The sequence below is a fragment of the Streptomyces sp. NPDC005931 genome (genome assembly GCF_042871235.1).
Lineage (GTDB): Bacteria > Actinomycetota > Actinomycetes > Streptomycetales > Streptomycetaceae > Streptomyces.
The window spans coordinates 125,627-142,295 of the sequence record NZ_JBIAIG010000003.1 but is presented as its reverse complement, the minus strand read 5'-3'; the positions used below and the strand labels follow the sequence as shown (position 1 = coordinate 142,295).

Annotated in this window: 18 protein-coding genes; 4 read left to right on the top strand and 14 right to left on the bottom strand. The window is 72.1% G+C overall.

Annotated elements, in window-relative coordinates; all coding sequences use genetic code 11:
• Window positions 1–9 precede the first annotated feature (9 nt).
• Both ACFYOV_RS08290 and ACFYOV_RS08285 read right to left on the bottom strand, forming a co-directional pair.
• The gene (locus ACFYOV_RS08290) at window positions 10–2,055 is read right to left on the bottom strand and encodes an APC family permease (protein WP_389084408.1); all 2,046 of its coding nucleotides are present in this window, start codon (window positions 2,053–2,055) and stop codon (window positions 10–12) included.
• Between the two features lie 421 nt (window positions 2,056–2,476).
• Complete coding sequence (locus ACFYOV_RS08285) at window positions 2,477–3,415, bottom strand: adenosine kinase (protein ID WP_389084405.1); 939 nt, start codon at window positions 3,413–3,415, stop codon at window positions 2,477–2,479.
• A gap of 235 nt (window positions 3,416–3,650) precedes the next feature.
• On the opposite strand from ACFYOV_RS08285, the gene ACFYOV_RS08280 reads away from it, so the two are divergent.
• Together ACFYOV_RS08280 and ACFYOV_RS08275 are read left to right on the top strand one after the other, a co-directional pair.
• Window positions 3,651–4,322: a potassium channel family protein gene (locus ACFYOV_RS08280; RefSeq protein WP_389084403.1), complete on the top strand. Its 672-nt coding sequence runs from the start codon at window positions 3,651–3,653 to the stop codon at window positions 4,320–4,322.
• Window positions 4,322–4,999, top strand: a complete 678-nt coding sequence (locus ACFYOV_RS08275) for a potassium channel family protein (protein WP_389084401.1) — start codon at window positions 4,322–4,324, stop codon at window positions 4,997–4,999. Before ACFYOV_RS08280 ends, ACFYOV_RS08275 begins: the two co-directional genes overlap by 1 nt.
• A gap of 79 nt (window positions 5,000–5,078) precedes the next feature.
• Here ACFYOV_RS08275 and ACFYOV_RS08270 read toward each other — a convergent pair whose 3' ends face one another.
• The 6 genes from ACFYOV_RS08270 to ACFYOV_RS08245 all read right to left on the bottom strand — a co-directional run bounded on the left by ACFYOV_RS08270 (window position 5,079) and on the right by ACFYOV_RS08245 (window position 9,755).
• Complete coding sequence (locus tag ACFYOV_RS08270) at window positions 5,079–5,864, bottom strand: DUF3159 domain-containing protein (protein ID WP_389084398.1); 786 nt, start codon at window positions 5,862–5,864, stop codon at window positions 5,079–5,081.
• 3 nt (window positions 5,865–5,867) lie between these two features.
• Window positions 5,868–6,266, bottom strand: coding sequence for an OB-fold nucleic acid binding domain-containing protein (locus ACFYOV_RS08265; RefSeq protein ID WP_389084396.1), 399 nt, complete (start codon window positions 6,264–6,266; stop codon window positions 5,868–5,870).
• A 98-nt stretch (window positions 6,267–6,364) separates the two neighbouring features.
• On the bottom strand, window positions 6,365–7,045 hold the full coding sequence (locus ACFYOV_RS08260) for a response regulator (protein ID WP_389084393.1): 681 nt from the start codon (window positions 7,043–7,045) through the stop codon (window positions 6,365–6,367).
• Window positions 7,046–7,802: 757 nt separating this feature from the next.
• Window positions 7,803–8,555 carry a DUF3710 domain-containing protein gene (locus ACFYOV_RS08255; RefSeq protein ID WP_389084391.1) on the bottom strand — a complete coding sequence of 251 codons (753 nt, stop codon included), beginning with the start codon at window positions 8,553–8,555 and terminating at the stop codon, window positions 7,803–7,805.
• A gap of 1 nt (window position 8,556) precedes the next feature.
• Window positions 8,557–9,087: a dUTP diphosphatase gene (gene dut, locus ACFYOV_RS08250; RefSeq protein ID WP_389085586.1), complete on the bottom strand. Its 531-nt coding sequence runs from the start codon at window positions 9,085–9,087 to the stop codon at window positions 8,557–8,559.
• Between the two features lie 83 nt (window positions 9,088–9,170).
• Window positions 9,171–9,755, bottom strand: a complete 585-nt coding sequence (locus ACFYOV_RS08245; protein ID WP_389084388.1) for a PaaI family thioesterase — start codon at window positions 9,753–9,755, stop codon at window positions 9,171–9,173.
• A gap of 112 nt (window positions 9,756–9,867) precedes the next feature.
• Here ACFYOV_RS08245 and ACFYOV_RS08240 point away from each other — a divergent pair, with 112 nt between their 5' ends.
• Complete coding sequence (locus ACFYOV_RS08240) at window positions 9,868–10,350, top strand: DUF3093 domain-containing protein (RefSeq protein WP_389084386.1); 483 nt, start codon at window positions 9,868–9,870, stop codon at window positions 10,348–10,350.
• A 24-nt stretch (window positions 10,351–10,374) separates the two neighbouring features.
• Here ACFYOV_RS08240 and ACFYOV_RS08235 read toward each other — a convergent pair whose 3' ends face one another.
• The 4 genes from ACFYOV_RS08235 to ACFYOV_RS08220 form a co-directional block, all read right to left on the bottom strand.
• Window positions 10,375–11,337 carry a hypothetical protein gene (locus tag ACFYOV_RS08235; RefSeq protein ID WP_389084383.1) on the bottom strand — a complete coding sequence of 321 codons (963 nt, stop codon included), beginning with the start codon at window positions 11,335–11,337 and terminating at the stop codon, window positions 10,375–10,377.
• A 13-nt stretch (window positions 11,338–11,350) separates the two neighbouring features.
• A complete protein-coding gene (locus ACFYOV_RS08230; RefSeq protein ID WP_003993510.1) occupies window positions 11,351–11,647 on the bottom strand; it encodes a DUF4193 domain-containing protein in 297 nt (98 codons plus the stop codon).
• Between the two features lie 392 nt (window positions 11,648–12,039).
• Window positions 12,040–13,287 carry a sensor histidine kinase gene (locus ACFYOV_RS08225; protein ID WP_389084381.1) on the bottom strand — a complete coding sequence of 416 codons (1,248 nt, stop codon included), beginning with the start codon at window positions 13,285–13,287 and terminating at the stop codon, window positions 12,040–12,042.
• 4 nt (window positions 13,288–13,291) lie between these two features.
• Window positions 13,292–13,945 carry a response regulator transcription factor gene (locus ACFYOV_RS08220; protein WP_010353034.1) on the bottom strand — a complete coding sequence of 218 codons (654 nt, stop codon included), beginning with the start codon at window positions 13,943–13,945 and terminating at the stop codon, window positions 13,292–13,294.
• A 439-nt stretch (window positions 13,946–14,384) separates the two neighbouring features.
• Between ACFYOV_RS08220 and ACFYOV_RS08215 the strand changes: the two genes are divergently transcribed.
• Window positions 14,385–14,558, top strand: coding sequence for a hypothetical protein (locus ACFYOV_RS08215; RefSeq protein WP_389084379.1), 174 nt, complete (start codon window positions 14,385–14,387; stop codon window positions 14,556–14,558).
• A 54-nt stretch (window positions 14,559–14,612) separates the two neighbouring features.
• Here the strand turns inward: ACFYOV_RS08215 and ACFYOV_RS08210 are convergent, their stop codons facing one another.
• Window positions 14,613–15,428, bottom strand: coding sequence for an inositol monophosphatase family protein (locus ACFYOV_RS08210; protein WP_389084377.1), 816 nt, complete (start codon window positions 15,426–15,428; stop codon window positions 14,613–14,615).
• Between the two features lie 8 nt (window positions 15,429–15,436).
• On the bottom strand, window positions 15,437–16,564 hold the full coding sequence (locus ACFYOV_RS08205; protein ID WP_389084375.1) for a ferrochelatase: 1,128 nt from the start codon (window positions 16,562–16,564) through the stop codon (window positions 15,437–15,439).
• Window positions 16,565–16,669 lie beyond the last annotated feature (105 nt).

Here is a 16,669-nt window from a genome sequence, read left to right as displayed (position 1 = left end):
CCCACCAGTCTACGTGGGTGTGGAGTTCTCCTTCGCCCGCTCCGCCGGACCGCGCCGCACCGAGCCGGGAGCGTTCCACTCCTGCCGCTTGCGGGCGCGCCGCTTGGCCACCTCGGAGGACTGGAGCTGGTACGGCACCGAGGTCACCATGATGCCCGGCGTGAACAGCAGCCGGCCCTTGAGCCGCAGCGCGCTCTGGTTGTGCAGCAGGTGCTCGTACCAGTGGCCGACCACATACTCGGGGATGATCACCGACACGGCGTCACGCGGCGACTCCTTGCGTAGGCTCTTGACGTACTCGATGACCGGCCGGGTGATCTCGCGGTAGGGCGAGTCCAGCACCTTCAGGGGTACGTCGATGCCGCGCCGCTCCCACTCCTCGCGCAGTGCCTTGGTCTCCGCCGGATCGACGTTGACGCTGAGCGCCTCGAGGGTGTCCGAGCGCATCAGCTTGGCGTAGGCCAGGGCGCGCAGGGTGGGGCGGTGGATCTTGGAGATCAGGACGACCGAGTGGACGCGGGAGGGGCGGACGCTGTCGTCGCTCGGGCCCTCGGGCGCCGCGATCTCCTCGGCGACCCGGTCGTAGTGCCTGCGGATCGCCGTCATCGTCGCGTAGAAGATGCACATGCCGAGCAGCGCCACCCAGGCGCCGTGGGTGAACTTGGTGACCAGGACCACGACCAGGACCAGGCCGGTGAAGAAGGCTCCGAAGGCGTTGATGGCCCGGGAGCGGATCATGTGGCGGCGCTTGGCCGGGTCGTCCTCGGTGGACAGCAGCCGGTTCCAGTGCCGGACCATGCCGGTCTGGCTGAGGGTGAAGGACACGAACACGCCGACGATGTAGAGCTGAATCAGCCGCGTGGAGTCGGCCCCGTAGACCCACACCAGCAGCCCGGCGGCTCCGGCGAGCAGCACGATGCCGTTGGAGAAGGCGAGGCGGTCGCCGCGGGTGTGCAACTGGCGCGGGAGGTAGCGGTCCTGGGCGAGGATCGAGCCGAGCAGTGGGAAGCCGTTGTAGGCGGTGTTGGCGGCGAGGAAGAGTACCAGCGCGGTGGCGGCCGCGAGCAGGATGAACAGGATGCTGCCGTCGCCGAAGACGGCCTCGGCGACCTGGGAGATCACCGGGTCCTGCACGTAGTCCGGGCCGAGCGGGACACCGTCGTGGACGAGGTCCTTGGCCGGGTTCTCGGCCATGCGTACGTCGGTGGCCATGGCCAGCCCGATGATGCCGCAGAACATGGTGACGGCGAGCAGGCCCATCATCGCCAGCGTGGTCGCCGCGTTCTTCGACTTGGGCTTGCGGAAGGCCGGGACGCCGTTGGAGATCGCCTCGACGCCGGTGAGCGCCGCACAGCCGGAGGAGAACGCGCGCAGCAGCAGGAAGACCAGGGCGAATCCGGCGAGGCCCTCGTGCTCGGGCTTGATCTCGAAGTCCGCGGTCGGCGCCCGCATGTCGTCGCCCAGCACGAGCCCGCGGAACGCGCCCCACGTGATCATGGTGAACACGCCGGCGACGAAGACGTACGTCGGGATGGCGAAGAGGGAGCCCGACTCCTTGACGCCGCGCAGGTTCATCAGCGTCAGCAGGACGATCACGGCGATCGCGCAGGCGACCTTGTTCTCGACGACGAACGGGACCGCCGAGCCCAGGTTCTCGATGCCGGAGGAGATCGACACGGCGACCGTCAGGACGTAGTCGACGAGCAGGGCGCTGGCGACGGTCAGACCGGCCTTGGGGCCGAGGTTGGTGTTGGCCACCTCGTAGTCCCCGCCGCCGCTCGGGTAGGCGTGCACGTTCTGCCGGTAGGAGGTGACGACGGTGAACATCAGCACCACGACCGCCACCGCGATCCACGGGCTGAAGTGGTAGGCCGACAAGCCCGCGATGGACAGGACCAGCAGTACCTCGCCGGGGGCGTAGGCCACGGAGGACAGCGGGTCGGACGCGAAGACGGGCAGCGCGACGCGCTTCGGCAGGAGCGTTTCCCCCAGCCGGTCACTGCGCAGTGCGCGCCCGATCAGAATCCGCTTGGGCACGTCGGTCAGTTTGGACACAACAGGGGATCGTAAGCCTTCGAACGGGGTATCGCCCACCCGCCACCCCACATCCGCACGGCCTCTGCCCTACGGGTGAAATCCGCGGGTGCGTCGGCTGCGGATTCCGCAGGTCGGTGGGCTTCCATGCCTATATGACTTAGCCCCGTTCGTTCACCGTTGTTGCCGCCCCGTGGAGGTTCCGTGCACGCGACCGCAGAACTGATCGGCGCGGCGGGCGCCCTCCTCGGCCTCGGATTCCTCACCCTGGCGAGCGTGCGGAGCATCACGCGCCGGTGACCGACCTGGCGCGCCGACGGAAACAGCGGCGTGCGGGCCGGCGCCACGCCCTGCACCCCGCGGACCGGCCCACGCCCCGCCAACGCCCCGCGAACCGGCCCCGCGCCCCGCCAACGCCCCGCGAACCGGCCCCGCGCCCCGCCTACGCCCCGCGGACCGACGCGCTCCCGGTCCGGCCGCCCAGCCGGGCAACCCGGGCCAGCAGTTCCGCCCGCCCGATGCTGTCCACCCGCGTCGAGGGCACCGTGCAGGCGTGGGCCCCGGCGACCGCGCCGTGGAGGGCGCAGCGATGCGGCGGCTCGCCGTTCAGCCAGGCGTGCAGGAAGGCGGCGGCGAACGCGTCACCGGCGCCGTTGGAGTCCACCACCGGTGCCGGCGGCTCGACGGCGGGGACGTGGACCGTCGCGCCGTCGGCCAGCAGGTGGGCGCCCTCGGCCCCGGCGGTGGCGACGACGACCCGGGCCCGGCCCCGCTCGGCGATCCGGCGCATGGTGGGCTCGGGGTCGGCGAGCGCGGCGGCGGAGAGGAAGACGAGGTCCGCGGCGAGGGCGAAGGGCTCGTGGTAGGGATCGGCGCCGTCCCAGTCGTGCAGGTCCGTGGAGATGGTCACGCCCGCCGCGCGCAGCACGGGCAGGGCCGCCGCGCAGGGCTGGGTGATGACCACGTGGGCGTGCCGGGCGGTCCGGGCCAGGTCCCGCACCATGTCCTCGGGCAGCCGGTCGGTGTCGTCCCCGCGGGTTGCGTCGTAGAGGGAGAGGCGCCGGCCGGCCGGGTCGACGAGGTTGACGGCGCGTTTGGTGCCGCGCGGCTGCGGAACGGCGGTGAGCGCGATGCCGTGGTCGCGGTGCAGGGCGCGCACCAGGTCGCCCTCGTGGTCGTCGCCGATCAGATCGAGGTGGTGGGTGCGCAGCCCGAGCGCACCGGCGCCCAGGGCGAAGAAGTCGCCGCTCTGTCCCGCGCGCGTGACGATGCCCGGCCGGATCATGTGACTGTCGGCGATCGGCACGGGCAGTTCGGGCACGTGCACGATCGTGTCCACGCCCGCGCCGCCCAGGACGAGAACGTCGATCTCGGTCGTCATGGCTCTTCCTCTCGTGGCCGGGGCCGGTGGGTCCCGGTGGTGCGGATACGTTGGACACCGGCACGCCCACGCGACGGGCCGGGCCCCGGAGGGCATCAGGACCGCGATCCCCCGGCATGATGTTGCCTGGCGGCCCGCACTCCGGCCGCGACGTGTTGCCCGGCGAGCCGAAAGAGAGACATGAGCACGAGAGTCATGAAGGTCGACGGGCCTGCAGGAAGCGCGGTGTGACGCGATGCATATTGTCATCATGGGTTGCGGGCGGGTGGGTTCCGCCTTGGCCCAGACCCTGGAGGAACAGGGACACACGGTCGCCGTGATCGACCAGGACCCGACCGCCTTCCGCCGCCTGGGCTCCTCCTTCGGCGGCCGCCGGGTCACCGGCGTGGGCTTCGACCAGGACACCCTGCGCGAGGCGGGCATCGAGGAGGCAGGCGCCTTCGCCGCCGTCTCCAGCGGTGACAACTCCAACATCATCGCCGCCCGGGTGGCCCGCGAAATGTTCGGCATCGAGAACGTGGCCGCCCGCATCTACGACCCCCGCCGCGCGGAGGTCTATCAGCGCCTCGGCATCCCCACCGTCGCCACCGTCCGCTGGACGGCCGACCAGATGCTGCGCCGGCTGCTGCCCTCGGGCGCCGAGCCGCTGTGGCGCGACCCCACCGGCGGCGTCCAGCTCGCCGAGGTGCACACCTCCACGGCCTGGGTGGGACACAGGATCAGCAGGCTGCAGGACGAGACCGGCGTCCGCGTGGCCTTCCTGACGCGGCTCGGCGAGGCGGTCCTGCCCAGCTCGCAGACGGTGCTGCAGGAGGGGGACCTGGTGCACGTGATGATGCGCACCGACGAGATCGACCGGGTCGAGGCGGCGTTCGCCAAGGGTCCCGAAGGGGAGGGCGGTCACTGATGAGGGTCGCCATTGCCGGTGCCGGCGCGGTGGGCCGCTCGATCGCGGGCGAGCTGCTGGAGAACGGCCACGAGGTCCTGCTCATCGACAAGGCGCCGACCGCCATCTCGGTCGAGCGCGTCCCGCTGGCGGAGTGGCTGCTCGCCGACGCCTGCGAGATCACGTCCCTGGACGAGGCGGCGCTCCAGCGCTGCAACGTCGTCATCGCGGCGACGGGTGACGACAAGGTGAACCTCGTCGTCTCGCTCCTCGCCAAGACGGAGTACGGCGTCCCACGCGTCGTCGCCCGGGTCAACAACCCGAAGAACGAGTGGCTGTTCAACGAGGCCTGGGGTGTGGACGTCGCCGTCTCCACACCGCGCCTGATGTCGGCCCTGGTCGAGGAGGCGGTCAGCGTCGGCGACCTGGTCCGGCTGCTGCGCTTCAGCCACGGCGACGCGAACCTGGTGGAGCTGACGCTGCCGGAGGAGTCGGCGCTGGCCGGCACCCAGGTCGGGGACGTGGAGTGGCCGGAGGACACCTCGCTGGTCACCATCATCCGCGGCACGCGCGTGCTGACACCGACTCGGGAGGACTCCTTGGAGGCGGGCGACGAACTGCTGTTCGTGGCCGCGCAGGCCCGGGAGGAACAGCTGGAGGACCTGCTGTCGGTGCGCCGGGACGACGGGGCGCACTGAGGGTCGGCGCAACACGAGCGGGGGCGCCCGGAGTGGAGATCTCCGGGCGCCCCCGACCCGTACGGGCGTGCGGCCCCGGTTACGGGCGGCGGCGGTGCCGTCCGGTCGTCGTCGCCGCGTCGTTCTCCTCGGCCGGGGCGGCCCCGCGCTCCCCGGCGAGGGCGGCCCGGTGCTCCTCCTCCTCGCGCTCGCGCGCCTCCATCTCCGCGAAGACGTCGATCGGCGGCGGTGCCTTCGCCAGGAACACCCAGGTCAGGTACACCGCGAGCAGGAACGGCGGAATCTTGAGCGCCACCAGCACCCAGCCCAGCTGGGTGGTGTCCGCCCACCAGTACAGCGGGAAGAGGATCGCGCACTTGCCGAGCAGGATCAGTCCCCAGGCCCAACTGGCCTTGGCGTACGCCTTCTTGCGGCCCGGATTACGGGTCCTCCAGGAAAGGTTCTCCCTGAAGATCGGGCCGAGCATCAGACCGATCAGCGGCACACCGGCCAGCGTGGTGATGATGTAGGCGAGGCCCATGCCCAGCGTGTAGAGCATGCCGGGCAGGTAGAAGTCCTTGGCGTTGCCGGTCATCATCGCGAAGACCACGCCGAAGGCGACACCGAAGACCCCGCTGAAGGCGTGCTTCACGGTGTCCTTCATCGCCAGCCGGACCACGACCAGCACCAGCGACACGGCCAGCGCCGCGATCGCCGACAAGTGCAGGTCCTTGTTGACCGTGTAGATGCTGACGAAGAGGAGACCGGGCAGCACCGTCTCGACCATGCCCCGGACCCCGCCGAACGCCTCGAACAGGGCGGCCTCGGTCACCGCCCGGGCGTCGTCCGCAGATGTCTCCTCGGTCGGCTTGTCGAGCGACGTCACCGGCTACTCCCGTCCCAGGGGTCTCAGTTCGTATTTCGGGTTGAACAGCACGCGGCGGCCCCGGCTCATCGAGACCCTGCCCGACGCGATCAGTCTGCGCCCCGGCTCTATGCCCACGATGGAGCGCCGGCCGAGCCACACCACGTCCAGCGCGGCGGAGCCGTCGAACAGCTCGGCCTCCAGGGCCGGGACTCCCGCGCGCGGCCGCAGGGTGACCGTGCGCAAGGTACCAGTAACCGTCACCACCTGACGGTCCTGGCAGTCGCCTATCCGCGTGCAGCCGGCGGTCTCGGCGTCCTCACGCAGTTCCTCGGACTCCAGGTCCTCCTGCGGCGAGGAAAGCCGGTCGAGCATGCGCCGGAACCGGCCGGCCGGCTTCTCGGGACGAGGAACAGCACTCATATCTGAAGCGTACCGGGGGCCACTGACGGTTACGTACCCCCTGTCTCCCCGGCCCGAACCGGCGCGCTGCCGCCGTTCCCGCCGGGCGCGCTCGACCGTCACTTCTCGAACCGGTAGCCCGCACCCGGCTCGGTGATGAAGTGCTGCGGACACGACGGATCCTCCTCCAGCTTCCGGCGCAGCTGGGCCACGTACACGCGCAGGTAGTTGGTCTCCGTCCGGTACGACGGCCCCCACACCTCGCGCAGCAACTGCTGCTGCCCGACGAGGCGGCCCCCGTTGCGCACCAGGACCTCCAGCAGCCGCCACTCGGTGGGCGTGAGCCGTACGTCCCGGCCGCCGCGCCGGACCTTTCGCGCGGCGAGGTCCACGGTGAAGCCGCCGGTCTCCACCACCACGTCGTGCTCGCCTCCGGCGGCCTCCGCGCGACGCAGGAGGATCCGCAGCCGGGCCGGCAGCTCGTCCCTGTCGAACGGCTTGGTGAGGTGGCCGTCGGCGCCCGCCGCGAGCGCCCGCGCCGCCCCCTCGGGCGCCTGCCGGGAGGACAGCACCAGGATCGGCACCCGGGTCAGCCCGCGCAGCTCCGTGACGACCTCGGCGCCGTCCTTGTCCGGCAGGCCCAGGTCGAGCACGACCGCGTCGGGACGCCGGTCGGCGGCCGTGCGGAGGGCATTGGCGCCGTCGTGCGCCACGTCGACCTCGTACGAGCGCGCCTCGAGGTCGGTCACGAGGGCACGCACGACCACCGGATCGTCGTCGACCACGAGCACACGGGTCATGCAAGCCGCCTTTCCGGTTCTGTTGTGCGGGCTGGGAGGAACGGCTCAAAGGAGCGCGGCGGGCGCACTCGGCGCGCCGAGGCGGTCCGCACGGCACGAGACGCCGAGCGATGCCCCTCCACGCCGGGATGTCGGCGCGCTCGACGGACCCGCACGCCCCCAGGCCACGTGAGCCCACCGAGCCACCACGGGCCACTCCGAAGATACGGCCCCCCGCAGCGCCGGGCCCTCGGTTTCGCCGGTCCGCTCGCCGCGGCCGGCACGAGCGCCCGCCCCCGCACCCGCAGGGGCCGACGTGGCCACCGGATCCGGTCCGTCGCCGCCCGGCGGGCGCGGGCGTCGCCCGCTGCGTCGCGGCCACCGGCGCCCAGCCGTAGCCGCTGCCCTCACCGCCGGCGCCCACCCCTGCGCCGCCCCGGCCGGTGGGCCGATGCGCCCCACCACCGTCCGCCCGGGCGGGGCCCGCCGTTTCACCGCTCGGCCATCCCACCGCCGCTCGGTTGCGGAGCACGGTCGGCCGGATCGCGCGGGGCCGCGTCGTGTGCGGCGACCAGGGCGGTGACGTCTCACCGCGTACGACGGCGCGTGCAATTCCACCACGGCGTGGCCGGTCTCCACGGGCCCGTGCGAGCCGGGCCCTGCAACCCGTGCGAGCCGGGCGGGCCGTGCGGCGCCCGCGTCCCCTCGGCCGGACATGCGCGAGGGCCGCACCCACCCGGGTGCGGCCCTCGTCGGATGCCCGCCGTCGCGGTCCGGCTCAGCGGACCTCGGTGATCTCCGGTCCGCGCTGGAGCTGGCCCATGCCGCCCGCGAACCGGGAGCCCTCCTCCTGCTGCACGTTCTCCGGAACCATCTGGGCGTCGTTCGGCAGCTTCAGGACGATCGGGTCGCGCGGCGCCATCGGGCCCTCCCCGCGCACCACGACCGTGTCGCGGAAGATCTGCTCCAGCAGCCCGGCGGCCTGCGGCTGCACCGCGCCCTGCCCGGAGATCACGCCGCGCAGGAACCAGCGCGGCCCGTCCACGCCGACGAACCGGACGACCTGGAAGCCGCCGGTGCCGTCCGGCAGCTGCACCGGCACCTGGGCCCGCAGTTCCCACCCCAGCGGGCCCTCGACCTCGTCGATGATGCCGCCCTGCTGGGTGATGCCCGCCGCGATCTCCTCGCGGACCTCGCCCCAGATGCCCTCGCGCTTGGGGGCCGCGAAGGCCTGCAGCTGGATGGCGCTGTCGCGCAGCACGACGGTGGCCGCGACGATCGCGTCGCCCGCGACCTCGACCCGCAGCTCCATGCCGTCGACGCCGGGCACGAACAGACCGCCCAGGTCGACCCGGCCCTCGCCGGGGTCACGGACCTCGGAGCTGTCCCAGGGCCCGTCGGGCCGCGGCGCCGGCTCCAGCCTCAGGCGCTCGGCCCCTTCGTCCGCCTCAGTGTCGACACCGTCGACGACCTGCTCGGCCTCGCCGGCCGCGTCCTCGGCGGCATCCCTCTTCTTGCGACGTCCGAACACGTCACTGTCCTTCCCGGTCGGATACGACCGAAGCGTATCGATTCCCACCCGTAGTGCCGCCCACGGCGGCCTGACCGCTTGTGCCGCTCGCAGCGTCCACGGCAGCATGACCGCCCGTGGACCCGAAGCCCCCCTCGGCCCGCGCGGAGTCGGGAAGCTCCGCGACCGGCACGAAACGGACCCTCTCGACCTGCTGGACGACCAGTTGGGCAATCCGGTCGAAGCGCTCGAACCGCACGGTCTCGCGCGGGTCGAGATTCACCACGATCACCTTGATCTCCCCACGGTACCCGGCATCAACCGTCCCCGGGGCATTCACCAGGGCGACGCCGCAGCGGGCGGCCAGGCCGGATCGCGGGTGCACGAAGGCCGCGTACCCCTCGGGCAGCGCCACAGACACCCCGGTGGGCAGCACGGCCCGCTCCCCGGGCTCCAGTTCGCACGCCTCCGTGGTGCGCAGATCGGCTCCCGCGTCACCGGGGTGTTCGTACGCCGGAAGCGGTACGTCCGGGTCGACGCGCCTGATCAGCACCTCGAGCCGGTCACGGCGGGAGACCGGGTGCTCGGTGCCGACGTGGCCGCCGTGCTCTCCGGGGCTGTCGGGGCCGTCGCCGCTCACGGGTTCACCTCGAAGGCGCGCGCCCGCCTGACCTGGTCGGGGTCGCTCATGGCGGCCTGGATCTCCTCCTCGCGGCCGTGGTCGATGAAGTGGTCGACCTTGACCTCGATGAAGAGCGCGTCGGCGCGGACCGCGACGGGGCCGTCGGGGGCGCCGATGCGTCCGGTCGCGGTGCAGTAGATCTTGCGTCCGGCCACCGCCGTCACCTCCGCCTCCAGGTGGAGCACGGTGCCGACGGGCACGGGCCGGACGAAGTCGGTCTCCAGCCGGCCGGTCACCGCGATGGTGCGCAGCAGCCAGTTCAGCGAGCCGAGCGTCTCGTCCAGGGCGGTGGCGAGCACCCCGCCGTGCGCGAGACCGGGGGCGCCCTGGTGGGCGGGCTGCACGGTGAACTCGGCGGTGACGGACACGCCCTCGCCGGCGCGTGCCTGGAGGTGCAGCCCGTGGGGCTGTTCGTCACCACAGCCGAAACAGTGGCCGTAGTGCGCGCCGAGGAGCTCTCCGGGAGCGGGAGCGTCGGCATGGCGCACCGGATTCACGGCGTCGGCCGGAGGCTGAAGAGCTGCGGAAGTACCACTCACAGGCGCAGACCTTACCCGCCCGTCCGTCACCCCTCGGAGCCCCGTCCGACCGCGCTTCGCGGCGGCCGCCCTGGGTACGGCCGCGCCCCGGCACCGTGCCAAGCTTGACGCCATGCACCTCTCCGCCGCCCCGTACGAAGAACGCCTGACCGCCCCCCGCTCCTGGTGGCTGATCTCCCTGCTGATGGGGGTCTCGATGGGGCTGATCCTGGTGCCGTACGGCACGCTGCCGACGCTCGGAGGTCTGGCCGGCGGCACCGCCGCGGCGGCGGTGGTGGCGAGTTCGTACGGCTCCGCGCGCATCCGGGTCGTGGGCGGCAGCCTGATCGCGGGGGAGGCGAGGATCCCGGTGACCGCGCTGGGCGAGGCGGAGGTCCTGGACGCCCAGGAGGCACGCGCCTGGCGCACGCACAAGGCCGACCCGCGCGCCTTCATGCTCCTGCGCGCCTACATCCCCGGTGCCCTGCGCGTCGAGATCACGGACCCGGAGGACCCGACCCCCTACGTCTTCCTGTCGACGCGCGAGCCTGAGCGCCTGGCCGAGGCCCTGCGGGCGGCGCAGGCCGCCGTTCAGGAGGGCCCTGGGGCACGGTAGCGGGCCGGAGGGGGGCGGGCCGGGTCAGGGTGCCCGGCGCCCGTCGTCCCCGTCCGTGCGACCGCCCAGCCGCTTGCGGGGGTCGACGTCGGTGACGCGGTCCATGTCCAGGACGTCCGGCGGTGTCTCCAGGGCGGGGAGGGCGGACAGCTCGTCCCACGGCACCTGGATCCGGCGCAGGTCCTCCCGGATGCGGGAGGCCAGCTTTCTGGTGTCCCGGCGGTTCATCGCGGCGCCGACGGCGGCTCCCACCAGGAACGGCATCAGGTTCGGCAGATTGCGCACCGTGCGCTTGACGATCCGCTGGCGCAGGTCGCGCTTCATGCGGCTGTTCAGCGCCGCGCTGACGGTCGAGGGCTTGGTCGCCTCGATCCCGCGCTCCTCCGACCAGGAGTTGAGGTAAACGGTGCTGCGCTGGGCGAGGGTGCCGGCGGGTCGTGCGCCGTAGACCTCGTGGAGTTCGGCGATCAGCTTCAGCTCGATCGCCGCCACGCCGGTGATCTCCGCGGCCAGCTCCGCCGGCATCGCGGGCGGCACGGGCAGCATCGCGGCCGCGCCCACTCCGGCGCCCACTGTGGCGGTGGCCTTCGCCGCGCCCCCGACGAGCTTGTCGGCGAGTTCCTCGGGACCGAGGCCCGGGAATTGTCTGCGCAGCGTGGCGAGGTCGCGTACGGGCACCCTCGGGGCCATCTCGATGATCCGGTCCGCGAGGAACGCCAGCCCCGCACGGGCGCGGAGGCCGCCCTTGTGGGCGCCTTCCCTGGCCTTCCGGCGCAAGGCGGCGGCCCGTGTGGCGGTCACCGGGGCGGCGACCTCCGCGGGCACCGGGAGGTCACCCTGACCGGACGTGGTTTCGAGCGAGGCCGCCCCTGTACCGGTTGAGCCTCGCTCGTCGTCACGCGCGTCGTGCTGTGGGCCCTGCTGCGGCCCCTGGTCCGCTCCCCTTGCGAAGAAGCGGCGCTTCCGGGGAGGGGTCGAGCCAGTCACGGCCGACCCGCCCTCAGTCGCAGTCGCGGCAGATCGGCTGACCGTTCTTCTCCCGGGCCAGCTGGCTGCGGTGGTGCACCAGGAAGCAGCTCATGCACGTGAACTCGTCCTGCTGCTTCGGCAGCACCCGGACGGCCAGCTCCTCGTTCGAGAGGTCCGCTCCGGGGAGCTCGAGGCCCTCGGCGGCCTCGAACTCGTCGACGTCCACGGCGGAGGCCGACTTGTCGTTCCGGCGAGCCTTCAGCTCTTCGAGACTGTCCGAGTCGACGTCGTCGTCCGTCTTGCGTGGAGTGTCGTAATCGGTTGCCATGTCGCTCTCCCCCTCTGGGTGTCTGCGGTGTCTCCAGCGCACGTAACGCGTGAGAGGCCGGACTTGTGCCCGACCCGAGGCGGAGATTTTGCCTCACATCAAGGTCTGTTACTCAATCGACACCCAACCGGACTCCTCACGGGTGATCGGCTTGGATGGCGATGGGGACCGTACACGGTCCGCGAGCCGCACGCCAAAGGCGTCTCACCGTGTACTTCCCGTGATCAAGCGCCCTGAAAACCGGGATTTTTCCGACTTTTCGACCAGAGACATGATCACGGAGAGTGGATGGCCGGAAATTCGCCCATGTGATCGATCACACAGGGCCCCGCCCGGAAAGCGCTCGGAAAATTCCGCGCAGAGCGAACACGCCCGCGTGTCGGGGCCCGGTCTCACATCGGCAGGGTGACGCGCATCACGAGCCCTCCCCCCTCCCGCGGCTGGGCGTAGATGTGCCCGCCGTGCGCCCGGGCCACGGACCGGGCGATGGACAGGCCGAGCCCCACGCCCTTGTCGCTGCCCGTCCGCTCGGTGCGCAGCCGCCGGAACGGCTCGAAGAGGTTGTCGATCTCGTACGCCGGGACGACCGGCCCGGTGTTGGACACCAGCAGCACCGCCTGGCCGTGCTGGACCTCGGTGGTGACCTCCACCCAGCCGTCCTCGGGCAGGTTGTACCGCACGGCGTTCTGCACCAGGTTCAGGGCGATCCGCTCCAGCAGCACTCCGTTGCCCTGGACGACCGCGGGCTCGTGCCGGCCGCGGATCTCCACGCCCTTGGCCTCCGCCTCTGCGTGCACCTGGTCGGCCGCCTGGGTGGCCACCTCGGCGAGATCCACGGGCTTGCGCTCGACGATCTGGTTGTCGCTGCGGGCGAGCAGCAGCAGCCCCTCGACGAGCTGCTCGCTGCGTTCGTTGGTGGCCAGCAGGGTCTTGCCGAGCTGCTGGAGCTCGGCCGGCGCGTTCGGGTCGGACAGGTGCACCTCGAGCAGCGTGCGGTTGATCGCCAGGGGGGTGCGCAGTTCGTGCGAGGCGTTGCCGACGAAGCGCTGCTGGGCGGTGAAGGCCCGCTGGAGCCGCTCCAGCATGTCGTCGAAGGTGTCGGCCAGCTCCTTGAGCTCGTCGTCCGGGCCGTCCAGCTCGATGCGGCGGGACAGGTCCGAGCCGGCCACGGCCCGCGCGGTGCGCGTGATGCGGCCCAGCGGCGACAGCACCCGGCCGGCCATGGCATAGCCGAAGGCGAAGGCGATGATCGCCAGGCCGAGCAGGGCCAGCAGGGAGCGGCTCAGCAGGTTGTCCAGGGCGTGCTGGCGCTGCTCGTTGACGCACTCGTTGAGCGCCTGGTTGAGCTCGTCCGCGGGCAGCTGCTCACTGCGCAGATAGCAGACCTCGCTGGACACCTGCCCCGAGACGATCTTGAAGGGCAGGTCGCTGCCCACGGTCAGCGCGTTGGCGGCCAGCAGATAGATGATCGACAGCAGCAGGATGCCGGCGATCAGGAACATGCCGCCGTACAGCAGGGTGAGCCGTATCCGGATGGTCGGGCGCAGCCAGGGGAAGGGCGGCACCGGCCTGCGGGGGTCCCAGGTGGGCTTCGGTGGGGCCTGTGCGGGCGCCGGTGTGGGCGTGGGGGTGGCGGACACGGGATCAGATCCGGTAGCCGGAGCCGGGCACGGTGACGATGACCGGCGGCTCGCCCAGCTTGCGGCGCAGGGTCATGACGGTCACCCGCACCACGTTGGTGAACGGGTCGGTGTTCTCGTCCCAGGCCTTCTCCAGCAGCTGCTCCGCGGAGACCACCGCGCCCTCGCTGCGCATGAGGACCTCCAGCACGGCGAACTCCTTCGGTGCGAGCTGGACCTCCCTGCCGTCGCGGAACACCTCGCGGCGGTTCGGGTCCAGCTTGATCCCGGCGCGCTCCAGGACGGGCGGCAGCGGCACACTGGTGCGCCGGCCGAGCGCCCGCACGCGCGCGATCAGCTCGCTGAACGCGAAGGGCTTGGGCAGGTAGTCGTCGGCGCCGATCTCCAGGCCCTCGACCCGGTCGCTGACGTCACCGGAAGCCGTGAGCATCAACACGCGGGTGGGCATGCCGAGTTCGACGATCTTGCGGCAGACGTCGTCGCCGTGCACGAGGGGGAGGTCGCGGTCGAGGACCACCACGTCGTAGTCGTTGACGCCGATGCGCTCCAGGGCGGCCGCACCGTCGTACACGACGTCGACGGCCATGGCCTCCCGGCGCAGTCCGGTGGCCACCGCATCGGCGAGCAGCTGCTCGTCCTCGACGACGAGTACGCGCACGTCGCTTGTCCTTCCTGAAAACCCGCCGCGGCGGCGCTCGGGGCGCACGCGGGCAGGGGTGCTGATGGGTGTGTTGACCTCCATCCTGCCCTTTTCGGCCATAAGTCGGCTGTAAGGCGAGGGGGCCGACGGTGACACGGGGTGCGGGACCGGGGAACGTCCCGGGGAACGCCACGGGAATACGAGATTTTCTCGTCCGGTGAGGTTTCCGCGGAAGGGAGCTTGGGGAGGACGGGTCTTACATCCCGCGATCACGCTCTGCTTGTACCGCACCACCGTGCGGTGCGCTTCACTCCGCTTCCCGCAGGGCGGACGTGGGTGTCCGGCACCGCCGCCGCCCAGCCGGGTGGCGCTGGGCATCCACCGGAGACGTGATCGTCCCTTCCGAACGGCACACCCCCGTGCCATCGACCCACGACCCAGGACGAGGGGGCGGAGCATGGACGCATTCACCGCAGGACTTCTGCAGCGCATAAGGGCGACCGAGTCCGATCTGTCGCGGGCGCGCGACGAGGGCGACGACTTCCTCGTCGAGGTGGAGCAGGGCGAGCTCGACGACCTGCGCCGTCTCGCCGCGGAGCATGGCGTGGAGGTCAACGCCTCCGCCGTCTGACCGGCCCGTGCGACCGAGCCCCGGCGAATCCAGCGCCGGGGCTCGGTCGTGCTCTCAGTCGTGCCAGGCGCCGAAGTCCTCCAGGAGCCGCTGGAGGGGCTCGAAGACGCCCGGGGAGGCGGCGATCGTCAGGGTCCCCGACGGGCGCTCTCCGGGGCGTCCACCGGTCAGCGCGCCCGCCTCCCGCGCGATCAGCTCGCCCGCCGCCAGGTCCCAGGGGTGCAGACCGCGCTCGTAGAAGCCGTCGAGCCGGCCGGCCGCCACGTCGCACAGGTCGACCGCGGCGGAGCCGCCGCGCCGGATGTCCCGCACGAGCGGGATCAGCCGCTGGGCGACACCGGCCTGGTGGGTGCGGACCTCGGCGACGTAGTTGAAGCCCGTGGAGACCAGGGCCTGGTCCAGGGGCGGCGCGGGACGGCAGCTCAGCCGGCGCTCGCCGTCCCATGCGCCGGTGGCCCACGCGCCGCCACCGCGGACCGCGTGACAGGTCTCGCCGCGCATCGGCGCGGTGACCACGCCCACCACGGTCTCGCCGTCCTGCTCCGCAGCGACGGAGACGGCCCAAGTGGGCAGCCCGTACAGGTAGTTGACGGTGCCGTCGAGCGGGTCGATCACCCAGCGGACACCACTGGTGCCCTCGGTGACGGCTCCCTCCTCGCCGAGGAAGCCGTCGTCGGGGCGGCGCTCGGCGATCAGGGTGGTGATCAGTTTCTCGGCCGCGATGTCCATCTCCGTGACGACGTCGATGGGGCTGGACTTGGTGGCGGCGACGGCGAGGTCGGCCGGACGGCCGTCCCGCAGCAGCTCGCCCGCGCGGCGGGCGGCCTCACGGGCCAGCTCCAGCAGTTCCGCGTGCAGGGGGTCGGTCACGGGGCTCCTCAGGCGTAGGGACTGTCGGTGCCCGCGGCGGCGGGACGCGGGGCGCGGGCCGGGCAGCAGCCCACGGGACACAGGTCGTGGCTCGGGCCCAGGGCCCCCAGGGCGCAGGGCGCGACCTGCTCGCCCCGCTCGGCACCGGCCCGCTCCACGATCAGCTCGCGGATCGCGGCGGCGAAGCGCGGGTCGGCGCCGACGGTGGCCGAGCGGCGCACCGGCAGGCCCAGCTCCTCGGCCTTGGCGGTGGCCTCGGTGTCCAGGTCGTACAGGACCTCCATGTGGTCCGAGACGAAGCCGATGGGCGCCATGACCACGGCCGGGACGCCGGCCGCGTGCCGCTCCTCGAGGTGGTCGCAGATGTCGGGCTCCAGCCACGGGATGTGCGGGGCGCCGGACCGGGACTGGTACACGAGCTGCCAGGGGTGCTCGACGCCGGTGCGCTCGCGGACGGCCTCGGCGATCACCTGCGCCACGTCCAGGTGCTGGCGGACGTAGGCACCGCCGTCGCCGTGCTGTTCGACGGGTCCGGAGGTGTCGGCGGCGGAGAGCGGGATGGAGTGGGTGGTGAAGGCGATGTGCGCACCGTCCCGGACGCCCTCGGGGAGGTCGGCGAGGGAGCGGACGATCCCCTCGATCATGGGTTCCACGAAGCCGGGGTGGTTGAAGTAGTGCCGCAGTTTGTCGATCCTCGGCAGGTCCAGGCCCTCCGCCCGCAGCGTCGCGAGCGCGTCGGCGAGGTTCTCGCGGTACTGGCGGCAGCCGGAGTAGGAGGCGTAGGCGCTGGTGGCCAGGACCAGGATGCGGCGGCGGCCCTCCCGGACCATCTCGCGCAGGGTGTCGGCCAGGTACGGCGCCCAGTTCCGGTTGCCCCAGTGGACCGGCAGGTCCAGGCCGTGCTCGGCGAAGTCCTTGCGCAGCGCGTCCAGCAGGGTGCGGTTCTGGGCATTGATGGGGCTGACCCCGCCGAACCGGAAGTAGTGCCGGCCGACTTCCTTGAGGCGTTCCTTGGGGATTCCGCGCCCGCGGGTGACGTTCTCCAGGAACGGGACCACGTCGTCCGGGCCTTCCGGGCCGCCGAAGGAGAGCAGGAGCAGGGCGTCGTAGGGGCTGGCGTCGAGCACGTCTGGCATGTCTCGATCCTGCCACCCGGCGCCGACAGCCGGGAAACGGCGGGTGGCGTCCGGTGCGGCGAGGAGCCCGGCCGGGTGCCGCGGGCCGGTCTCCGCCAGTAAGCT

Bases quoted from the DNA above. Each gene is read 5' to 3' on its own strand.
- ACFYOV_RS08285 (WP_389084405.1), bottom strand. From the start codon at position 3,415: ATGACGACCGAGATCGACGTTCTCGTCCTGGGCGGCGCGGGCGTGGAC.
- ACFYOV_RS08280 (WP_389084403.1), top strand. From the start codon at position 3,651: ATGCATATTGTCATCATGGGTTGCGGGCGGGTGGGTTCCGCCTTGGCC.
- ACFYOV_RS08275 (WP_389084401.1), top strand. From the start codon at position 4,322: ATGAGGGTCGCCATTGCCGGTGCCGGCGCGGTGGGCCGCTCGATCGCG.
- ACFYOV_RS08265 (WP_389084396.1), bottom strand. From the start codon at position 6,266: ATGAGTGCTGTTCCTCGTCCCGAGAAGCCGGCCGGCCGGTTCCGGCGC.
- ACFYOV_RS08260 (WP_389084393.1), bottom strand. From the start codon at position 7,045: ATGACCCGTGTGCTCGTGGTCGACGACGATCCGGTGGTCGTGCGTGCC.
- ACFYOV_RS08240 (WP_389084386.1), top strand. From the start codon at position 9,868: ATGCACCTCTCCGCCGCCCCGTACGAAGAACGCCTGACCGCCCCCCGC.
- ACFYOV_RS08230 (WP_003993510.1), bottom strand. From the start codon at position 11,647: ATGGCAACCGATTACGACACTCCACGCAAGACGGACGACGACGTCGAC.
- ACFYOV_RS08215 (WP_389084379.1), top strand. From the start codon at position 14,385: ATGGACGCATTCACCGCAGGACTTCTGCAGCGCATAAGGGCGACCGAG.
- ACFYOV_RS08205 (WP_389084375.1), bottom strand. From the start codon at position 16,564: ATGCCAGACGTGCTCGACGCCAGCCCCTACGACGCCCTGCTCCTGCTC.